Here is a 15,945-nt window from a genome sequence, read left to right on the forward strand (position 1 = left end):
TAAACTCTCTGCTGTTTTATTTCTCATCAACTGCAGCCTTAGACGTTCGGGCGGCGTTTGCAGACCAGATGATCGCCAGAGACAAAGTTGAGTGGAGTGGTCTTGCTGATCTTCCAATCGATTGTGAAGGAATCGGCACCGTTGATGGTGTAGATGAAGCGGTTGGCGACGTAGGGAGCCTTGGGGTCGTCGGTGACGGCTGAAGTCATGGTGAGGACTCCGTTTTTCCAGCCTTCAGTGCTGGTGTAGACGGCGGTACTGAAGTTGTTGGCGTCATATTCGACCAGGGCTTTTTGCTGGGGATCGTAGCCAATCAGGTATTTGGCCAGGTAGCCGGTGGACGGAACCAGATCGCGCTCGGTGATCTCAAGCCACTTTTCTCCGAGGATGGCTCCGGCGGCAAAGACGGCTTTGTGTACCTGGTTGGTGCGGAAGGTGCCGGCGCAATCCCAGGTGCCTGTGAACTGAAAGTCTGAGGGAACGGCGGCCAGGGGTGGGTTATCCGGCAACTGGGCTGCGCCTGCTACTAAAAAAGAAGAACAAAATAAAAGGCATACGAAAACTAATTTGGAGACATTGCGCATTGAGTTACTCCCTATCGCGATTTCTGATGAGACTCGGTTGGTGTGGGAAAAGTCGCTGGTGGGTGGGTTCATTTTGTGGTGGGGTAGCGAAGGAAGAAGCAGATTCCCTTCGGGAATGACAGCCAGAAAGGCAACGGCAACGACAAAGGCAAAAAGCAACGACAAGGGCAGAAAGGCAACGGCAGAAAAGCTACAGCTAGAGCAAAAACAAGCAACAACAACCGCAAGGGCAACACTTTATTGCAGACGGACTTGCTACTTGCTTTTGCTACTGGGTGGCGCTCTCTGTGGTGCGCTTTAGCTGGCCGCAGGCGGCGTAGATGTCGCGGCCTCGGGGGCGGCGGATGTAGGTTTGGATGCCTGCTGCCAGTAGCTGTTGCTGGAAGCGGGAGACGGAGTCTGCTGAGGGGCTGTTGTAGGCGATTCCAGGGCCGGGGTTCCAGGCGATCAGGTTGATCATGGCTGGGAGGTTGGCGCGGCGGACGAGCTTGATTACTTCTTCGGCGTGTTCAGGTTGGTCGGTTACGCCGCCCAGCATGACGTACTCAAAGGTGACGCGTTCGCGAGTTTTGAAGGGGATGGTGCGGACGGCATCGAGAACCGCGGCGATGTTCCATTTGCGGTTAATGGGCATGATGCTTTCGCGGACGGTATCGTTTGGCGCGTTGAGGCTGATGGCAAGTTTGGGGCGGATCTTTTCTTCGGCAAAGCGCAGGATGCCGGGAACGATGCCGGAGGTGGACACGGTCATGCGTGGGGCGGCGATGCCGACTTCGTCCATGAGGATGCGAACGGCGGACATGAAGTTGTCGTAGTTCAAAAAGGGCTCGCCCATGCCCATGAAGACGAGGTTGACGCGGCTCTTGTTCAACTCGACTTTGTGGCGTTCGAGAACGGCGACTACCTGGCCTGCGATTTCGCCTGGCGTCAGATTGCGTTGCATGCCGAGTTTGGCGGTGAGACAGAACTGGCAGTTGACGGCGCAGCCGATCTGGCTAGAAACACAGATCGTAGCCCTCTTCCAGGCACTCGCGGCTGAAGATGCGCCTTCGGCGCCCGGATCTTCTCCTGGTTCAAGACTGTACTCTGCTCCTTCGTCGCCTTCCGGCATCCAGACGGTTTCTACGGTCTGGGCAGAGCCGATTGGTCCTACGCCCTGGACGAGGTAGCGCTCGGTGCCGTCGATGCTTTTGAAGCTTTCGGCGATGCGGGGGCGGCCGACTTCCCAGCCTGCGGACGCGAGTTTGTCGCGCAGGGCTTTGGGGAGGGTGGTGATTTCATCAAGATGGGTTACGCGCTGACGATAAAGGGCTTCGGCTAACTGCTTGCCGCGATAGGGCTTTTCGCCCAGCTCGGCGAAGAGGCTTGCGAGGGCGGCGGTATCGAGGCCGAAGAGCTGGCGCTGCGCGGCTTGTTCCGGACCGGGCACGAAGCTGGTGAGGGTGACGAGGTCCTCTGGTTGGACGGCAGATGGCTGGATGGCGGATTGGAGGAGGGGTTGGGTCACGGAAATCGGAATGCTGCTGCTTATTCAGGATACCAGTGATTCCGATTCGAGACGTGGGTTGCCCTGCGGGGAGGAATTAACGGGAATACAATGGAAGAGATAACTTATGACGATTTCCAGTACGAATTTACTCACGAATGAACCTTTTGCGGAGCGCAATCTGCGTCGCACTGTGCTGCCGAACGGGCTGATTGTTTTGACGGAGCGGATGGAGCATCTGCGCTCGGTGGCGATGGGGGTGTGGGTCAAGTCCGGCTCGCGCTATGAGGCGGCGGAGATTAACGGCATTTCGCACTTTGTGGAGCACATGCTGTTCAAAGGAACGCGGTCGAGGTCTGCGCAGCATATTGCGCGCGAGATGGACGCGATTGGCGGCAATCTCGATGCTTTTACGGGCAAGGAAACGATTTGTTTCAGTGTGAAGGCGCTATCGAATCATGTGCCTATTGCGCTGGATGTGCTTTCGGACCTGGTGCTGAATCCTACGTTTGCGGATAACGATATCGAGCGCGAACGGGGCGTGATTCTGGAAGAGATCAAGATCGACGAAGACAATCCGGATGTGCTGGTGCATGAGATTTTCACGCAGAACTTCTGGAAGGATCAGCCGCTGGGCAAGCCGATCCTGGGAACGACGAAGACGGTTTCAGGCATGGGGCAGACGACCCTGTTCGATTACCACGGAGATCGGTTTCGCGGCGGGAATATGGTGTTTTCCGCGGCGGGGCAACTGGATCATGACCAGTTTGTGGAGTCGATAGCGCAGAAGTTTGGTTCGCTGTCTGCGGGAACGACAGAGATGAATTTTCAGACGGCTGAGGTGAGTGCGCCGATTATTCTGCGCAACAAGCGTTCGCTGGAACAGGTGCAGATTTGCCTGGGCGTGCCTTCGCCGCCGATCACGGATGAGAACCGCTATGCGACGTTGATTTTGAATACAGTGCTGGGCGGGGGAATGAGTTCGCGACTGTTTCAGACGATTCGCGAAGAGCGTGGCATGGCGTACTCGATCTATTCGGATCTGAGTCCGTACAGCGATACGGGTTCGCTTTGCGTTTACGCGGGAACTTCGGCGGATAAGGCTCTGGAGATGATCGACCTGGTGATGGCGGAGTTCAGCGCGCTGAAAGAGACGTTGCTTACAACAGAAGAACTGACGCGGGCCAAGGAGCAGGTGAAGGGCAATATTCTGCTGGGACTTGAAAGCTCGAATGCGCGCATGTCGAACCTGGCTCGGCAGGAGATGTATTTCCGCCACTTCTTCTCGGTGGAGGAAGTACTGGATCGGCTGGATGCGGTGACGGCTGAGCAGGTGCAGATGATGGCGCAGAAGTTATTTGTGTCGGAACGCATCGCGGTGACGCTGCTGGGACGGTTGGATGGGTTGAAGCTTTCGCGGGCGCGCCTGGCCTGCTAACGGCCTGAGCGATCCGGGGTGTACATGCGTCTATTGGATTGCAGCATACTCTCTTTGAAGCGGTAGTCGGCAAGATGACTCGCCCTGTTACGCTGGGATTTCCTTTTACGGGCCCGAGGCGTTAGGATGCTTCCTGTAGAGGTCGGCAATCCGGCCTTGCGTTCGGACCATTGAAATTGGTGAAATTGGAAAGCTGAAACTGAGGCTTTGGATACTATGAACATTATGTCAACGACGATTCGCCGCCACCGTGCTCACGGTTCCAGAAAAGCCAACGGCTTCACGCTTATGGAACTTCTGATTGTTATCAGCATCATGCTCATCCTGATGTTGCTGGCGATTCCTAACTTCAGCAAGATGAGAATGACCGGCAACGAGACTTCGGCGATCAATTCGCTGCAAGCGATCAACAAGGCGCAGATCCTGTTTCAGACGACGTATCCTGCAAACGGATACGCGTGTGATCTGACGGCGCTGGGTGGAGATCCGAAGCAGGGCAATCCGACGCCGACTTCGGCGCAGATGTTGCAGAACGATCTGGCTTCGGGAACCAAGTCCGGTTACACATTCAAGATTGTGAACTGCAGCAAGGTCACGGTGAACAACACCGATCAGATCACTGGATATGAAGTGACTGCGGTGCCGCAGGCGGTGGGCAAGACGGGCAATCGCGGATTCTGCATCGACCAGTTCAATACCATCAAGAGCGATCCGCTGGGCGGGACGAATTGCACTCAGTCGATTCAGTAATACGATCACGTAAGTCAGAAGAACGAAGCAGCAGCGTCATGAGCCGACAAATATTGGGCTTGATGGCGCTGCTGCTTTTTGTTGTTTGTGCGGCTACAGTTGGAGCGCAAGCGCCTGGATCGCCGCAGCTAACGGCGAGTGCGCTGGCCAGGCGTGTTGACCAGCATTACAACCAACTCAAGTCGTTGAAGACTGGATTCAGCGAGCAATATGACGGACTGGGCATGCATCGCGATGAATCCGGTACGATGTTGCTGCGTAAGCCGGGAAAGATGCGCTGGGAGTATTCGAGCACGAAGGGCAAGGTCTTTGTGCTGGACGGTAAATATGCGTGGTTCTATTCGCCGGGGGATAGTCAGGTGCAGCGCATTGCTGCGAGCCAACTGGATGATCTGCGTTCGCCGCTACGGTTTTTGTTGGGACATACGAAGATCGAGAGTGAGTTGCAGGGGTTGACTGTTGCTGGAGCTTCGAGTGGAAATTATGTGCTGGGCGGTGTGCCCAAGGGACAGCAGAAACGCATTGCGAAGCTGACGTTGACGGTGACGGGCGATGGGGTGATTCGCTCGATTGTGATTGAGGAAGTGAGTGGGGCCAGGACGGCTTTCAACTTCACCAATGAAGAGCCGGATGCGGTGATTCCTGAGAGCGCTTTTCATTTCGCGCCGCCTGCTGGAATTCCCGTGGTGGATGCTTTGCCGCCGGTTTAGGCCAAGAGATTTAGGACAAGGGCAGCTGGTTAGCGGGTTAGCGCCGCTGTCGCGGCTTTAGTTGGTTAGCTGGATTGTTCCGGGTGTTGCTTGTATTGCGGATTACTCGTAGCGCAGGGCTTCTATCGGGTCGAGGTTGGCTGCTCGGATTGCTGGGATCATGCCGCTTACGAGACCGGTGATTACGAGAATTCCGGTAGCTACCAGAACCGATGTGGGCGAGATGCGCAGATAGATATCTGCGTTTTCTGCGTGATCGGCGATGGCGCTGTAGAAGGTAATGCGACCGATCGATATGGATACAATCTCGGCGAGCGCTATGCCTAATGCTCCACCGACTGCGGTGATGACGAAGGACTCTGCGAGGAATTGAGTGAGGATGTGGCGCTTTTGTGCGCCGAGTGCTTTCTCTATGCCTATCTCGCGGGTACGCTGCTGCACGGCTACGAACATGATGTTCATGAGGCCGATGCCTGCGATGCCCAGTGTCAGAGCGCCGACGAGAGCCAGCAGAACCTGGAGAGCTATGGAAAGAATTCGGAACTGGCTTAGCTGCTCCATGAGATTGGCTACATTGATGGCGTTGTGGTCTGAGGGACGGAAGTTGTGAGCCGCGGCGAGAGTGGCGCGCAGGTTCTTCTCGACGAGTTCGTGGTCACCGGTGTAGTTCATCCAGATGCCGTCGAGGTACTTGGTGTCCTTGATGTCGCTCATGGTTGAGAAGGGGATATAGATCTGGCGATTGGCGTCGTTGTCGCCCTCTTGCATTTTGGCTTCGAGGATACCAATTACGGTGAAGCGGATGCCGTTGAGCCGGATGGATTCGCCGATGGGATAGCTGCCGGAGAAGAGCTTGGTCTTGGCTTCGGAACCGATGACGGCTACGTGGGCGCGCTCTAGTTCTTCTGCTCCGTTGAAGAAACGGCCTGTCATGGTGGGGAGATGCATGACCTCCTGGCCGACGGGATAAATGCCGCTTACGGTCCAGGTGAAGGTGTGCAGATCGTCTTGCACGGGAACGTCTTTGCTGACCATGGGGGTGATGTGGATGAGGCCGGGAACGCCGTTCCATACCGTGTCTAAGTCATCCTGCGTGAAGCGCACCTGGACGCCGGCCTTGTCGCCTCCGGCTTGTTCGCTGGTGCGGCCGGGAAAGGTGCCGATGAGTGTGGTGCCCCATTGGGCGAAGATGGCTTCGATGGCGCGGCTGAAACCTGCTCCGTAAGCGAGCAGAAGCACGACGGTGGCGATGCCCCAGGCCATTCCGACGATCGTGATCATAGTGCGACGGCGATTGAAGACCATCGCTTCCCATGCTTGCATCAGAATGTCTTTTAACATCGCTACTACTTCCCTTCTTACTCTCTTCGTAAGGCTTCTACTGGTTCGAGGGCGGCGGCCTGGCTGGCTGGGTAGACTCCGGCGACGATGCCGCAGACGGCGAGTGAGCCCATGGCCAGCGCGGCGGACCACCAGACAAGTTGAGGCGGATCGAAGCCGGGCATTTTGCCCGTGAGCAGGGATTGCAGGATGGCCATGAATCCGGCGGAGATGCCTATGCCGATGATGCCGCTGACGGTGGTGAGGATCAATCCTTCGAGGAAGAACTGAACGAGGATGCTGCGACTGGTGGCTCCGAGGGCTTTGCGCAGGCCGATTTCGCGGGTGCGTTCGGTGACGGAGACAAGCATGATGTTGATGATGCCGACGGCTCCGAGACCAAGGGTGACAACGCCTACGCCGCCGAGAAAGAGATCCATGGCATCGAAGATTTTATCGACGAGCTTGGAGGTGTGGATGGTGTCCCACTCGTCGAAGGCTTCTTTGAGAAGTGGATCGAAGCTGTGGTTGCGTCCGAGAACGCGATGTACGGCTGCTACGGCCGCTGTGCTGTCGCCTTTAATGGTCGGCTGATATTGGATGGTGGTGAGAGAATCGCGGGGGATGTTTTCGCCTTTCATGGCGAAGAGCTCCATCATGGTGCTTAGCGGAATGTAGACCTTCTGATCGTCGAAATCCTGCCCACCTCGGGCAATGGTGGCTACGCTGCCGACGACGGTGAAACTGGTGCCGTTGATGGTGATGGATTCGCCCAGAAACGGATGACCGGGGTACAACATGCGAGCAGCTTTGGAGCCGAGGACAGCGACGCGCCTGCGATTGGTGAGGTCGTCATTATCCAGAAAACGGCCTTGCTCCACGGGGACGAAACGCACCTGCGAGAAATTGGGTTCGACGCCGAAGACAAGCATGGAGGTGTTGGACCAGGCGCTTACTTCGTAGAGATCGGAGCGGTTCAAGGTGGCAGTGACGGCGCGCAGCTCAGGCAGGGCGCGCATGTCGGCTTCGTCCTTGAGAGTGAGCTTGTAGGGGCGCATGGCGGTGTGCTGAAAGGGCAGCGCAGGAATGGTGGAATCGAAGGCCATGACTACGTCGTTGCCGACGCTGGCGAGGTTACGCCGCTGGCCGGAGCGGAAGCCCTCGCCGAGGCCGACGAGTACAAGCAGAGAGCCTACTCCCCAGGCAATACCGAACATGGTGAGGAAGGTACGCAGCTTGTTGGCCATCATGGCGCGGAAGACTTCACCGAGGATATCTGCGAGGCTTTGCATAGCGACTTTCGGCGAACAGGTTGGCCTATTGCATTCTACGCAGATGGGAGGCTGCTGGTTCCGTAATTCTGGCGGGTTGATTTAGAGCAGGAGGGCTTCGGCGGCGTCCAGTTCTACTGCGGGGGTGTAGCCGAGGCGCTGCCAGAAGTTTCGCACCAGGGATTGTGTTGCCGGGGTAGTTGCGCTGGTGATGCGAATGGGGATGGTTTGCGCTGTGGGGCCGGGCTGGGTGCCGGACTGGGATCCGAATTCGGTGCTGGCAGAAAGCTGGGTGGCGTCGATTGCCAGGCCTACGCACTGGCCGGGTCGGTAGGTGCAGCGAGCCAGATCGGCGATGGAGAGATTGGTGGTTGGGGTCGCAAAAATGGTGCGCGGCGGGGCCATGCGGTCGAGGAGGCTGAAGATTTCCAGCTTGGACTCAAGTTCGTCAGGAACACAATCGATGGCGAGATCGGCTTCGCGGACGGCTTCTTCTACTGTGCCAGCGAAGGTGACCAGCGGCATGTTGGCTGGGCTGAGTTCGAGGCGCAAGGCTTCCTCGGCGTGGCGCAGGCTGGAGGGCATTACGTCTTCAAGAATGACGCGGAAGCCGGCCCGCGCGGCGTGAGAGGCGAGACGCCTGCCGAGCGGTCCAGCTCCGATGATGGCTACGGTGATGGTGTTTTCAGGCAAAAGGCTACTTGGCTGCGAGGGCGTTCAGAACGTCGCTGGCGCTGGGCTTGGCCTGGGCGAGATGTTCGGAGACCAGGGCGCGCTCATCGTCGTCGAGGGTGGCTACTCCGGTGAGAATGCGGCGCAGGGTTACGGATACGTCGTCGATGTAGTTCATGAGGCGGATTGCTTCTCCGGAGAGTGGCATGGATGAGTCCCTCGAATCGTGATCGATGTGGTGTTGCGTTAACAGTCTCATTGTCCGCGCTGCGGGGGTGGAGTGTAAAGGCGAGCGGTTATGGGTGTGAGGGAATTTGAGGAAATCCAACCCTTGGAGGTAAATCTACTCCCTATTGTTGCCAGCGCAGGCGGACGAGGGCTACTCCCTGACGAGGTAGTTGGAGAGTTGTCGCGGCTGTGTCGTTTGCGATGGAGAGCGAATGCTGGGCGACTGATTGCTGGAGGTCGCCGGAGGCTTCGAGCTGCTTTTGTTGCTCAGAGGTCGGGGTTTGCGGGCTGCCCATCTGTTGCCAGACGGCGTAGGAGTTGCTGTGGGTTGCGTCCATGCGGAACTCTTCGGCGGTAGCGGATTTTGCTGCGGCAAGGCCGTCGATGTTCAGTTGAATTGTGACCGGGGTGGTGGGCAGATCGTCGTCATGATAGTTCCAGAGGAGGATGTCCAACTCGTGCTGATTGCCTGCGGAGGATGATGTTGCGGCGGCGTTGATGTCGGGTGAGCCGACTGCGCCGACCTGCTCGATGTCATCGAGTGAAAGTGCTCCGGTGCTGTCTGCCTGGACCCAGTTACCGTTCAGCTTGCCCATCATGCGAAAGACGTTGAGGACGGGCTTGTCGATGCCGTTCGTAGCTAGTTCGCGGAAGCCTGCGAAGTAAGGTTGATTTTCGAATTCGAAGGCCCAGGTTACGGAGCCCTCGACGGTAAGGCCGTATTTGCGGGCCAGCTCGTAGGTGCGCATGGTGGCTTCGGCTACGCTGACGCCGTAGAGCGGGCCGTTGCGGTAGCCATTCTCTGGGCCTTTACAAGCGGCGCAGCCTTCGGGGTCGCTCTCGCCCAGAACGATAGGGGTGTTTTTCCATTCGGGATACGAGGCTATGACGCGCATGCCGCGATCTATGGCGCGGAGTTGATGTCCTATATCCATACGAACGTGACCGTTGACGGTTGAGGGACGGCCTTTGGGGTGATAGCTGATGAAGTCGAGGGGCGCGCCTTTGGCTCCGGTGGCGGTGTTTGTGCCGTGAGCGCAGTGTTCGAGGAACTGTCGCAGGAAGGCTTCGGCGCGGGATGAGGCAACGCCGGTTGATTCGGGGCCGCCAATGCGAGCATTGGGGAGCACTGTGCGGATGGCGCTGGTTGTGATGTCGTAGAGATGGTCGTACTCTTCGGGAGTGCCCTGCCAGTAGCCGATGTCGGGCTCGTTCCAGACTTCCCACATCCAGTTGTCGACTGCGCTGCCGTAACGTTGTTTGAGGTGTTCGGCGTAGGCGTGGATGAGCTTTCCCCACTTTGCGTAGTCCCTTGGCGGATAGGCCCACCCGGTGTAGATATCACCTTTGGGGAAGGTGTGGCGATAGGGTTCGGGGTGCGTGGAAAGCGCCTCGGGCATGAAGCCAATCTCTACGATAGGACGGACGTGCGCGGCGGTGATGGCGTCAAAGATGCGATCAGTAATGGTCCAATCGTAGACTGCTGTGCCGTCCGGTTTCTCGGTGTAGGCGTTGGTGGAGCCCCACTTGAGTGAGCTATCTCCGTTGCCTGTCGTGAGCAGATTGTGAGGGCGGAAGTAGACGGGGATCGGATGCTCAGCCGGGCCTAGCGAGCCTAATTCATGCAGGAGCTTTTGGCCGTTTGGGGCGTAGGTGAAGTTGGGTTCGTCGGCGCCGAAGAAGTTCCAAAGCGGCTTGTAGGGGGCTATGGTTTTATTGGCATGGACGGTGATGATTACGGCTTGAGTAGCCTGCGCCAGAGCGGGGATAGTCGCCGGACAAATCGTCATCGCTGGGAGTGCCATTACTGCGAATACAAGCCTGGTCATAGCGCGAGAGATTGCTGGGCGGCGGATGTTGATCATGATGCTCCGATGGAACGCAATTGAGAGGTGCCGATCGAACAGAGCTGATCTTACTGCATTCTGCACTCTGTATTCCGCGTTGCATTCTGGTTAGTGTGGCTTGAGAGAAATAGTAGGATGTTTGAATGTTGAAACTTCGCCTCGATATTGCTGGAATGATCTTTGCCGCTTTTGCGCTGACTTTATCTGCGGATGGGATCGCTGCAGATTTTTTGACTGTTTACAAAGGGATTCCGTATGTGGATAGCCGCTATACGGGAGGCGCGCAGGCGGTTCCCGGACGAGTGCAGTGCGCTTATTACGACTTAGGCGGTGAAGGCATTGCTTATCACGACACTACGTTCAAGAATGAAGGTAGTGGCGGGCTTAATCCCGCGGATGGAAGTTATTTAAACGAGTTTCGCAAGAATGAAGGTGTAGATACTTCGTACACCAAATTTCATGATGCGATTGATAACAATCCTTATGGGATGGTGAAGGTTGAAGAGAACCAGCTTTATGTTGGCTGGACGCAACCAGGGGAGTGGTTCAATATCACGGTCGACGCTACACATGCAGGTGTTTATAGCGCAGATCTGCTCTATACCTCAAATCGTGGTGGGATGATTGCTTTGGATGTGAATGGGGCCTCTGCGACGGAGCCGATCCATATTATTTCCACTTACAATCCTGCGGACCCGATTGCATGGCGGCAGTGGCATCACTGGAACATGATGCATGACGCTGTGAAGGTAAAACTGAATGCCGGAAAGAATGTGCTCACGGTGCATATTTTGACAGAAGGCAATATGAATCTGGCCTGGTTTCAGTTCGTTCCAGTTCCAGTTTAAGTTCAAGGATGAGCGATAGAGAGCGTGGCTGAATTGCCGATCAGGTTCGTCCCTGGAAGATTTGGACGAGCAGCCACAGATTGAGTCCGGCGATAACTATTGCGCTGGTCCATGAGAGTGCTTTGATCCATGCTGAGTTTACGAACTCGCCCATCTTGCTGCGATTGCCGGTGAAGGCGACGAGTGGAATTACTGCGAAGCTGAGCTGCATGCTTAGGACGACCTGACTTAGGATGAGCAGCCTGGCGGTGCCGTGTTCTCCATAGAATGCGACGACGATGACGGTGGGGATGATAGCCAGCAGGCGTGTGACGAGGCGGCGCTGCCATTGGGGCAGATGGATGTTCAGGAAGCCTTCCATGACGACCTGACCTGCCAATGTGCCGGTGAGGGTGGAGTTCTGGCCTGAGGCCAGCAGCGCGACGGCGAAGATTGCGCTGGCTCCCGCTATTCCGAGAAGTGGTGAAAGCAGCTTGTAGGCGTCTTCGATTTCAGCTACTTCGGTGTGTCCACTGCTGTGGAAGACGGCGGCGGCAACGATCAGGATAGCGGCGTTGACGAGGAGGGCCATTGTCAGTGCTGCGGCTGAGTCCCAGTTGGCGAAGCGGATGGCTTCGCGCTTCCCTTCCGCAGTGCGCGGGTAGTTGCGCGTCTGCACGATGGATGAATGCAGGTAGAGATTGTGGGGCATGACGGTTGCGCCGAGGATGCTGATTCCTATGTAGAGCATGTCGGAGTTGGTCAGTATCTGTGCTGAGGGAATGAAGAGGTGGCGCAGGATGGGAGCCCACTCCGGATGCGAGAAGAGTATCTCCACGCCAAAAAGCGCTGCAATGGTGCCGATGAGCACGATGACCAGCGCCTCAAGATAGCGGAAGCCTCGATGCTGCAACAGCAGGATTAACAGCACATCGGCGCTGGTGATCAGGACTCCTACCATGAGTGGAATGTGGAAGAGCAGTTGCAGAGCGATGGCAGAGCCGATTACTTCGGCGAGGTCGCAGGCGGCGATGGCTATCTCCGCGATGAGCCACAGGCCGATGTTAACGCGGCGGCTGTAATGGGCGCGACAGGCCTGGGCCAGATCCTGCTCGGTGGCGATGCCGAGCTTGATGGCGAGACTTTGGAGGAGGATCGCCATCAGATTTGACAGCATGATGACGAAGAGCAGGGTGTATCCGTAGCGCGAACCGGCGGCTAGATCCGTGGCCCAGTTGCCTGGGTCCATGTAGCCGACGGCAATGAGAAAGCCCGGACCGATGAAGCCGAGCAGGCGCCGCCATAACTGCGGGGAACGCGAGACATGAACGGAGGAGAAAGCCTCTGGCATGGAGGGCCGAGAGCGTTCCGTTTCGATACTGGATTCCCGCGAGATTTGAGGGGTCTGCGTAGTCCACCATCCTGCGGGCGGAGCCCTTAGCAGTATTATGGCATGGATAGTTAACTATAGTTAACGAATTTATTTTGCCTATGGTTATCTAGTTGAATCTCTTGAAGTGACTCGCTTGACCCAGATGCGCTCCGCGGCAGGACGGCCAAGGGTGGCCTGACCGGAGGCGGTTTCGATGGAGACGGTCTGGTCGTAGTTCTTGGCGATGAGCCGGATGCGGGTGCTGGGGCTGATGCCGGATTGATGGAGGAAAACGAGCAGGCGGGGGTCGCGTTCATAGAGGGAGGTAACGATGTAATCGGTGTTTTCCTGGGCCTCTGAGAGTTGGATCAGGCCGCGTTTCCGGCGCTGGCTGGGGCTCTCGGGCAGGACGGTGTTGCCGTGAGGGCAGGCTCCTTTTTCGCCGAGCTTTTCGATGAGGCGGGCTTCGAAGGCGGGAGAAACGGCGTGTTCGAGACGCTCCGCTTCAGCGTGGATTTCATACCACTCCATGCCGAAGATTTCGGACAACATGCGTTCTATAAGGTGATGGCGGAGGGCGGTGCGATAGGCGGTTTCTTTGCCGCTGGCGGTTAGGCGAACGATGCCGTCGGCCTTGACGTCGACGAAGCCGTCCCGTTTGAGGCGCTTGAGAGCCATGGTGACAGCGGGAGCGGAGACCGAGAGCCAATGCGCCAGTGTGGCGGGGATGACGTGATGGCCTTCCGACTCGGCTTCGAGAATGGCTTTGAGGTAGTCCTCTTTGGAGACGGTGATGGAATCGGTCATCTGGTTTGGCTCTTCAGAAACAAACTTTGATTATAGGCGGAATGACTGAAATGGCATGAAAATCTGAAGTAACTAGAGGGCCTAAATAGAATTGAGATATAAGTTAGATTGAATTTGACGCGAGTTATTTTTCATGTCTCATTAGCTATCAACAATAGTTAGCCTTGTAACACTCGAGAATCTACACAGATCACCTGTTGTCTGCCAGGAGTTAGCAAATGATCTTTGTTGGGGCTGCTGTTCACATCTGATGCTTACGAATCGATAAGCTGGTACGCAGAGATCATTGTGAAATCTGGTGGTATTCTCGACACAACAAACTCAAAGACCACCTTAGGTCCATATCGATGAACTTCCAAGAAACAGAGAAGGAGAGAGTATAGAGTATGCGATGGATGATTTCGTCAATGCTCGCGATAGGGCTGACTTCAGGATTAGGCCTGAACCTCACAAGCCAAGAACCGGCACATCTGCAACAAATTTTCACGGATCTCCAAAGTTCCGCGACAAGTGATAACGCTGCAGCACAATTGCGTAAAGAAGCAGAAAGTGACACCGAGACGCGCCGATATGTAGCTGCTCACTTGCCGTCTTTAATAAAGGACTCCGGACCAGGATCGGTTTGGTTAAATGAAGTGCGCTTGGCCGGCGATCTCAAGATATCGGAAGCTGTACCTGTCCTGATCGATCAAGTTATGAGGGCTAACACCCAAGGCGGCTTTGTAACCCTTACTCGAGCCTTGAACCTTGACAACGATCCGCCTGGGAAAGCTCTTGCACAAATCGGCGAACCGGCAATTGTGGTGGTTGGTCATCTCCTCGAAAGTAGTGATCGATCTGTACGATTTCGAGCATGTTATATTTTAGCAAAGATCGGCTCAGCAAACGCCAAAGGGATGTTGCGCAATCATCTCGATAAAGAAAATGATCGAGGAATCAGGCACTTTACCCAGAATGTACTCGATGCTGCATCGCAGGGATCAGAGCAGCGATAGTTTCTGAACTATCACAAAGATTGGATCATCGCTTTATCTTGCCCTCGGGTTGTAGCAGAAGATTTTAGTGGATCGTTGTCGCGGTCGCTGACATCGACGAGGTCGGCCAGGCCGCGGGAGATGTCTTCGGTCCAGCAGTCTTCGGGGGCGCGCCAGCTCCAGTTTCCGGATGCAATGGCGGGGGTGTTCATGCGGGCTTCAGAGCCGAGGGCGAGCAGGTCCTGGGCGGGGACGATGGCCAGTTCGGCTACCGAGGTTGAGGAGGCACGCATCAGGGCCCAAACGGGGGTCATGGCTACCGGGCCGAGATAGGTTTCGAGGGCGGCGCGCTCTACGTCCGTGGCATGTTGCCACCAGCCTAGAGTGGTGTCGTTGTCGTGGGTGCCGGTGTAGGAGACGGTGGCCGGGACGAAGCGATGTGGGAGATGGTTGTGCGCTTCCACAGAGCTGAAGCCGAATTGGAGAACGCGCATTCCGGGCATGGAGCAGTTGATACGAAGGGCGTCCACTTCGGGGGTGATCAGGCCGAGGTCTTCGGCTACGAGGGGCAGCGGGCCAAGGACATGTTCGAGGCGGTCGAAGAGATCGGCTCCGGGAGCCTTGATCCATTCGCCATTGATGGCGGTTTCTTCGTTGGCGGGAATAGACCAGTAGGCTTCGAAGCCGCGGAAGTGGTCGAGGCGGACGATGTCGTACTGATTGCAGGAGCGGCGAATGCGCTGCACCCACCAGCCGTAGCCGGTTTCGGCCAGCACGTCCCAGCGATAGAGTGGATTGCCCCAGCGCTGGCCGGTGGGGGAAAAATAGTCGGGTGGAACGCCTGCTACGCGGATGGGGTTTAGATCTTCATCGAGTTGGAAGAGGCCGGGATTGGCCCAGACGTCGGCTGAGTCCATGCTGACGAAGATGGCGATGTCTCCGAGGAAGCGAATTTTCTGCTTGGCGGCAGCGGAGCGCAGGCTGGTCCACTGCTCTTCAAATGCGAACTGGAGAGCTTGTTCGACGGCTAATTCATTGCCGTATTGGGCAGCGGCCTGCTCCATTGCGGCTGGTTCACGGCGACGCAGCGGTTCGGGCCATGCGGTCCAGGCGCCGGTTTTGAACTCGCGACGGAGGACGGCGTAATAGGCGTAATCATTGAGCCAGGAGGCTTCCTGGGTGCAGAAGGCGGTGAAGCGCTGCCATTGCGATTGGAAGCGCTCTTCTTTGGGGCCGAGTTCGAGGAAATTCTTTGCGGCTTCGTAAAGCAGAGGACGCTTGCGATTTTCTACATCTTCGAAATTGACGTTGCCGTTGCGTCCGGCCAGATTGGCAATGCGATCGCCGGCGATCCAGCCCCAGTCTGACAGTAGTTCCAGGCTGATGAGCGAGGGATTGCCTGCGAAGGCGGAGCTGCCTGCGTAAGGTGAGTTTCCATAGCCGGTGGGGCAGAGTGGGAGCACTTGCCAGATGTGCTGTTTACCCGCATGAAGAAAGTCGAGGAACTTGTATGCCTCCGGCCCCATGTCACCAATGCCGCCGTAGGAAGCTAAAGAGCTGATGTGCAGGAGGATGCCGGATGAACGCTGGAATTCCATGAGTTTATTATCTGCTGAGTCGGAGCGTTCTGTAGGGCAAAAAGCGACAAGGCCGTTGCGG

Annotated in this window: 15 protein-coding genes; 5 read left to right on the plus strand and 10 right to left on the minus strand. The window is 56.6% G+C overall.

Annotated features, from left to right (window positions below; translation table 11 throughout):
- Positions 1 to 38: 38 nt before the first annotated feature.
- Together OHL19_RS13740 and rlmN are read right to left on the minus strand one after the other, a co-directional pair.
- On the minus strand, positions 39 to 509 hold the full coding sequence (locus tag OHL19_RS13740; protein WP_263358269.1) for a hypothetical protein: 471 nt from the start codon (positions 507 to 509) through the stop codon (positions 39 to 41).
- A 343-nt stretch (positions 510 to 852) separates the two neighbouring features.
- Complete coding sequence (gene rlmN / locus OHL19_RS13745; RefSeq protein WP_263358270.1) at positions 853 to 2,091, minus strand: 23S rRNA (adenine(2503)-C(2))-methyltransferase RlmN; 1,239 nt, start codon at positions 2,089 to 2,091, stop codon at positions 853 to 855.
- Between the two features lie 106 nt (positions 2,092 to 2,197).
- Here rlmN and OHL19_RS13750 point away from each other — a divergent pair, with 106 nt between their 5' ends.
- The 3 genes from OHL19_RS13750 (at position 2,198) to lolA (ending at position 4,968) form a co-directional block, all read left to right on the plus strand.
- Positions 2,198 to 3,508 carry a M16 family metallopeptidase gene (locus OHL19_RS13750; protein ID WP_263358271.1) on the plus strand — a complete coding sequence of 437 codons (1,311 nt, stop codon included), beginning with the start codon at positions 2,198 to 2,200 and terminating at the stop codon, positions 3,506 to 3,508.
- A gap of 225 nt (positions 3,509 to 3,733) precedes the next feature.
- On the plus strand, positions 3,734 to 4,258 hold the full coding sequence (locus OHL19_RS13755) for a type IV pilin protein (RefSeq protein ID WP_263358272.1): 525 nt from the start codon (positions 3,734 to 3,736) through the stop codon (positions 4,256 to 4,258).
- Between the two features lie 38 nt (positions 4,259 to 4,296).
- The gene (gene lolA, locus OHL19_RS13760; protein WP_263358273.1) at positions 4,297 to 4,968 is read left to right on the plus strand and encodes an outer membrane lipoprotein chaperone LolA; all 672 of its coding nucleotides are present in this window, start codon (positions 4,297 to 4,299) and stop codon (positions 4,966 to 4,968) included.
- Between the two features lie 102 nt (positions 4,969 to 5,070).
- Here lolA and OHL19_RS13765 read toward each other — a convergent pair whose 3' ends face one another.
- The 5 genes from OHL19_RS13765 to OHL19_RS13785 all read right to left on the minus strand — a co-directional run bounded on the left by OHL19_RS13765 (position 5,071) and on the right by OHL19_RS13785 (position 10,324).
- Positions 5,071 to 6,309, minus strand: coding sequence for an ABC transporter permease (locus OHL19_RS13765; protein ID WP_263358274.1), 1,239 nt, complete (start codon positions 6,307 to 6,309; stop codon positions 5,071 to 5,073).
- Positions 6,310 to 6,326: 17 nt separating this feature from the next.
- Positions 6,327 to 7,580, minus strand: coding sequence for an ABC transporter permease (locus OHL19_RS13770; RefSeq protein WP_263358275.1), 1,254 nt, complete (start codon positions 7,578 to 7,580; stop codon positions 6,327 to 6,329).
- A gap of 81 nt (positions 7,581 to 7,661) precedes the next feature.
- A complete protein-coding gene (locus OHL19_RS13775) occupies positions 7,662 to 8,252 on the minus strand; it encodes a 3-hydroxyacyl-CoA dehydrogenase NAD-binding domain-containing protein (RefSeq protein ID WP_263358276.1) in 591 nt (196 codons plus the stop codon).
- Between the two features lie 4 nt (positions 8,253 to 8,256).
- The gene (locus tag OHL19_RS13780) at positions 8,257 to 8,490 is read right to left on the minus strand and encodes a hypothetical protein (RefSeq protein WP_317890573.1); all 234 of its coding nucleotides are present in this window, start codon (positions 8,488 to 8,490) and stop codon (positions 8,257 to 8,259) included.
- 91 nt (positions 8,491 to 8,581) lie between these two features.
- Entirely contained in the window at positions 8,582 to 10,324 is a 1,743-nt protein-coding gene (locus tag OHL19_RS13785; RefSeq protein WP_263358277.1) for a GH39 family glycosyl hydrolase, read from the minus strand.
- 125 nt (positions 10,325 to 10,449) lie between these two features.
- Between OHL19_RS13785 and OHL19_RS13790 the strand changes: the two genes are divergently transcribed.
- Positions 10,450 to 11,154, plus strand: a complete 705-nt coding sequence (locus OHL19_RS13790; RefSeq protein WP_263358278.1) for a carbohydrate-binding protein — start codon at positions 10,450 to 10,452, stop codon at positions 11,152 to 11,154.
- 40 nt (positions 11,155 to 11,194) lie between these two features.
- On the opposite strand, the gene OHL19_RS13795 is transcribed toward OHL19_RS13790, so the two are convergent.
- The gene (locus OHL19_RS13795) at positions 11,195 to 12,529 is read right to left on the minus strand and encodes an Nramp family divalent metal transporter (RefSeq protein ID WP_396126775.1); all 1,335 of its coding nucleotides are present in this window, start codon (positions 12,527 to 12,529) and stop codon (positions 11,195 to 11,197) included.
- Between the two features lie 99 nt (positions 12,530 to 12,628).
- Positions 12,629 to 13,312 carry a metal-dependent transcriptional regulator gene (locus OHL19_RS13800; protein WP_263358279.1) on the minus strand — a complete coding sequence of 228 codons (684 nt, stop codon included), beginning with the start codon at positions 13,310 to 13,312 and terminating at the stop codon, positions 12,629 to 12,631.
- Positions 13,313 to 13,698: 386 nt separating this feature from the next.
- On the opposite strand from OHL19_RS13800, the gene OHL19_RS13805 reads away from it, so the two are divergent.
- Positions 13,699 to 14,307 carry a HEAT repeat domain-containing protein gene (locus OHL19_RS13805; protein WP_263358280.1) on the plus strand — a complete coding sequence of 203 codons (609 nt, stop codon included), beginning with the start codon at positions 13,699 to 13,701 and terminating at the stop codon, positions 14,305 to 14,307.
- Between the two features lie 11 nt (positions 14,308 to 14,318).
- On the opposite strand, the gene malQ is transcribed toward OHL19_RS13805, so the two are convergent.
- Positions 14,319 to 15,884 carry a 4-alpha-glucanotransferase gene (gene malQ, locus OHL19_RS13810; protein ID WP_263358281.1) on the minus strand — a complete coding sequence of 522 codons (1,566 nt, stop codon included), beginning with the start codon at positions 15,882 to 15,884 and terminating at the stop codon, positions 14,319 to 14,321.
- Between the last annotated feature and the right edge of the window lie 61 nt (positions 15,885 to 15,945).

The sequence above is a fragment of the Acidicapsa ligni genome, assembly GCF_025685655.1.
Lineage (GTDB): Bacteria > Acidobacteriota > Terriglobia > Terriglobales > Acidobacteriaceae > Acidicapsa > Acidicapsa ligni.

Coding starts and splice junctions, on each gene's coding strand:
- OHL19_RS13790 (WP_263358278.1), top strand. CDS start 10,450: ATGTTGAAACTTCGCCTCGATATTGCTGGAATGATCTTTGCCGCTTTT.
- lolA (WP_263358273.1), top strand. CDS start 4,297: ATGAGCCGACAAATATTGGGCTTGATGGCGCTGCTGCTTTTTGTTGTT.
- OHL19_RS13755 (WP_263358272.1), top strand. CDS start 3,734: ATGTCAACGACGATTCGCCGCCACCGTGCTCACGGTTCCAGAAAAGCC.
- OHL19_RS13805 (WP_263358280.1), top strand. CDS start 13,699: ATGCGATGGATGATTTCGTCAATGCTCGCGATAGGGCTGACTTCAGGA.
- OHL19_RS13785 (WP_263358277.1), bottom strand. CDS start 10,324: ATGATCAACATCCGCCGCCCAGCAATCTCTCGCGCTATGACCAGGCTT.
- OHL19_RS13770 (WP_263358275.1), bottom strand. CDS start 7,580: ATGCAAAGCCTCGCAGATATCCTCGGTGAAGTCTTCCGCGCCATGATG.
- OHL19_RS13780 (WP_317890573.1), bottom strand. CDS start 8,490: ATGAGACTGTTAACGCAACACCACATCGATCACGATTCGAGGGACTCA.
- OHL19_RS13750 (WP_263358271.1), top strand. CDS start 2,198: ATGACGATTTCCAGTACGAATTTACTCACGAATGAACCTTTTGCGGAG.
- OHL19_RS13800 (WP_263358279.1), bottom strand. CDS start 13,312: ATGACCGATTCCATCACCGTCTCCAAAGAGGACTACCTCAAAGCCATT.
- malQ (WP_263358281.1), bottom strand. CDS start 15,884: ATGGAATTCCAGCGTTCATCCGGCATCCTCCTGCACATCAGCTCTTTA.
- OHL19_RS13765 (WP_263358274.1), bottom strand. CDS start 6,309: ATGTTAAAAGACATTCTGATGCAAGCATGGGAAGCGATGGTCTTCAAT.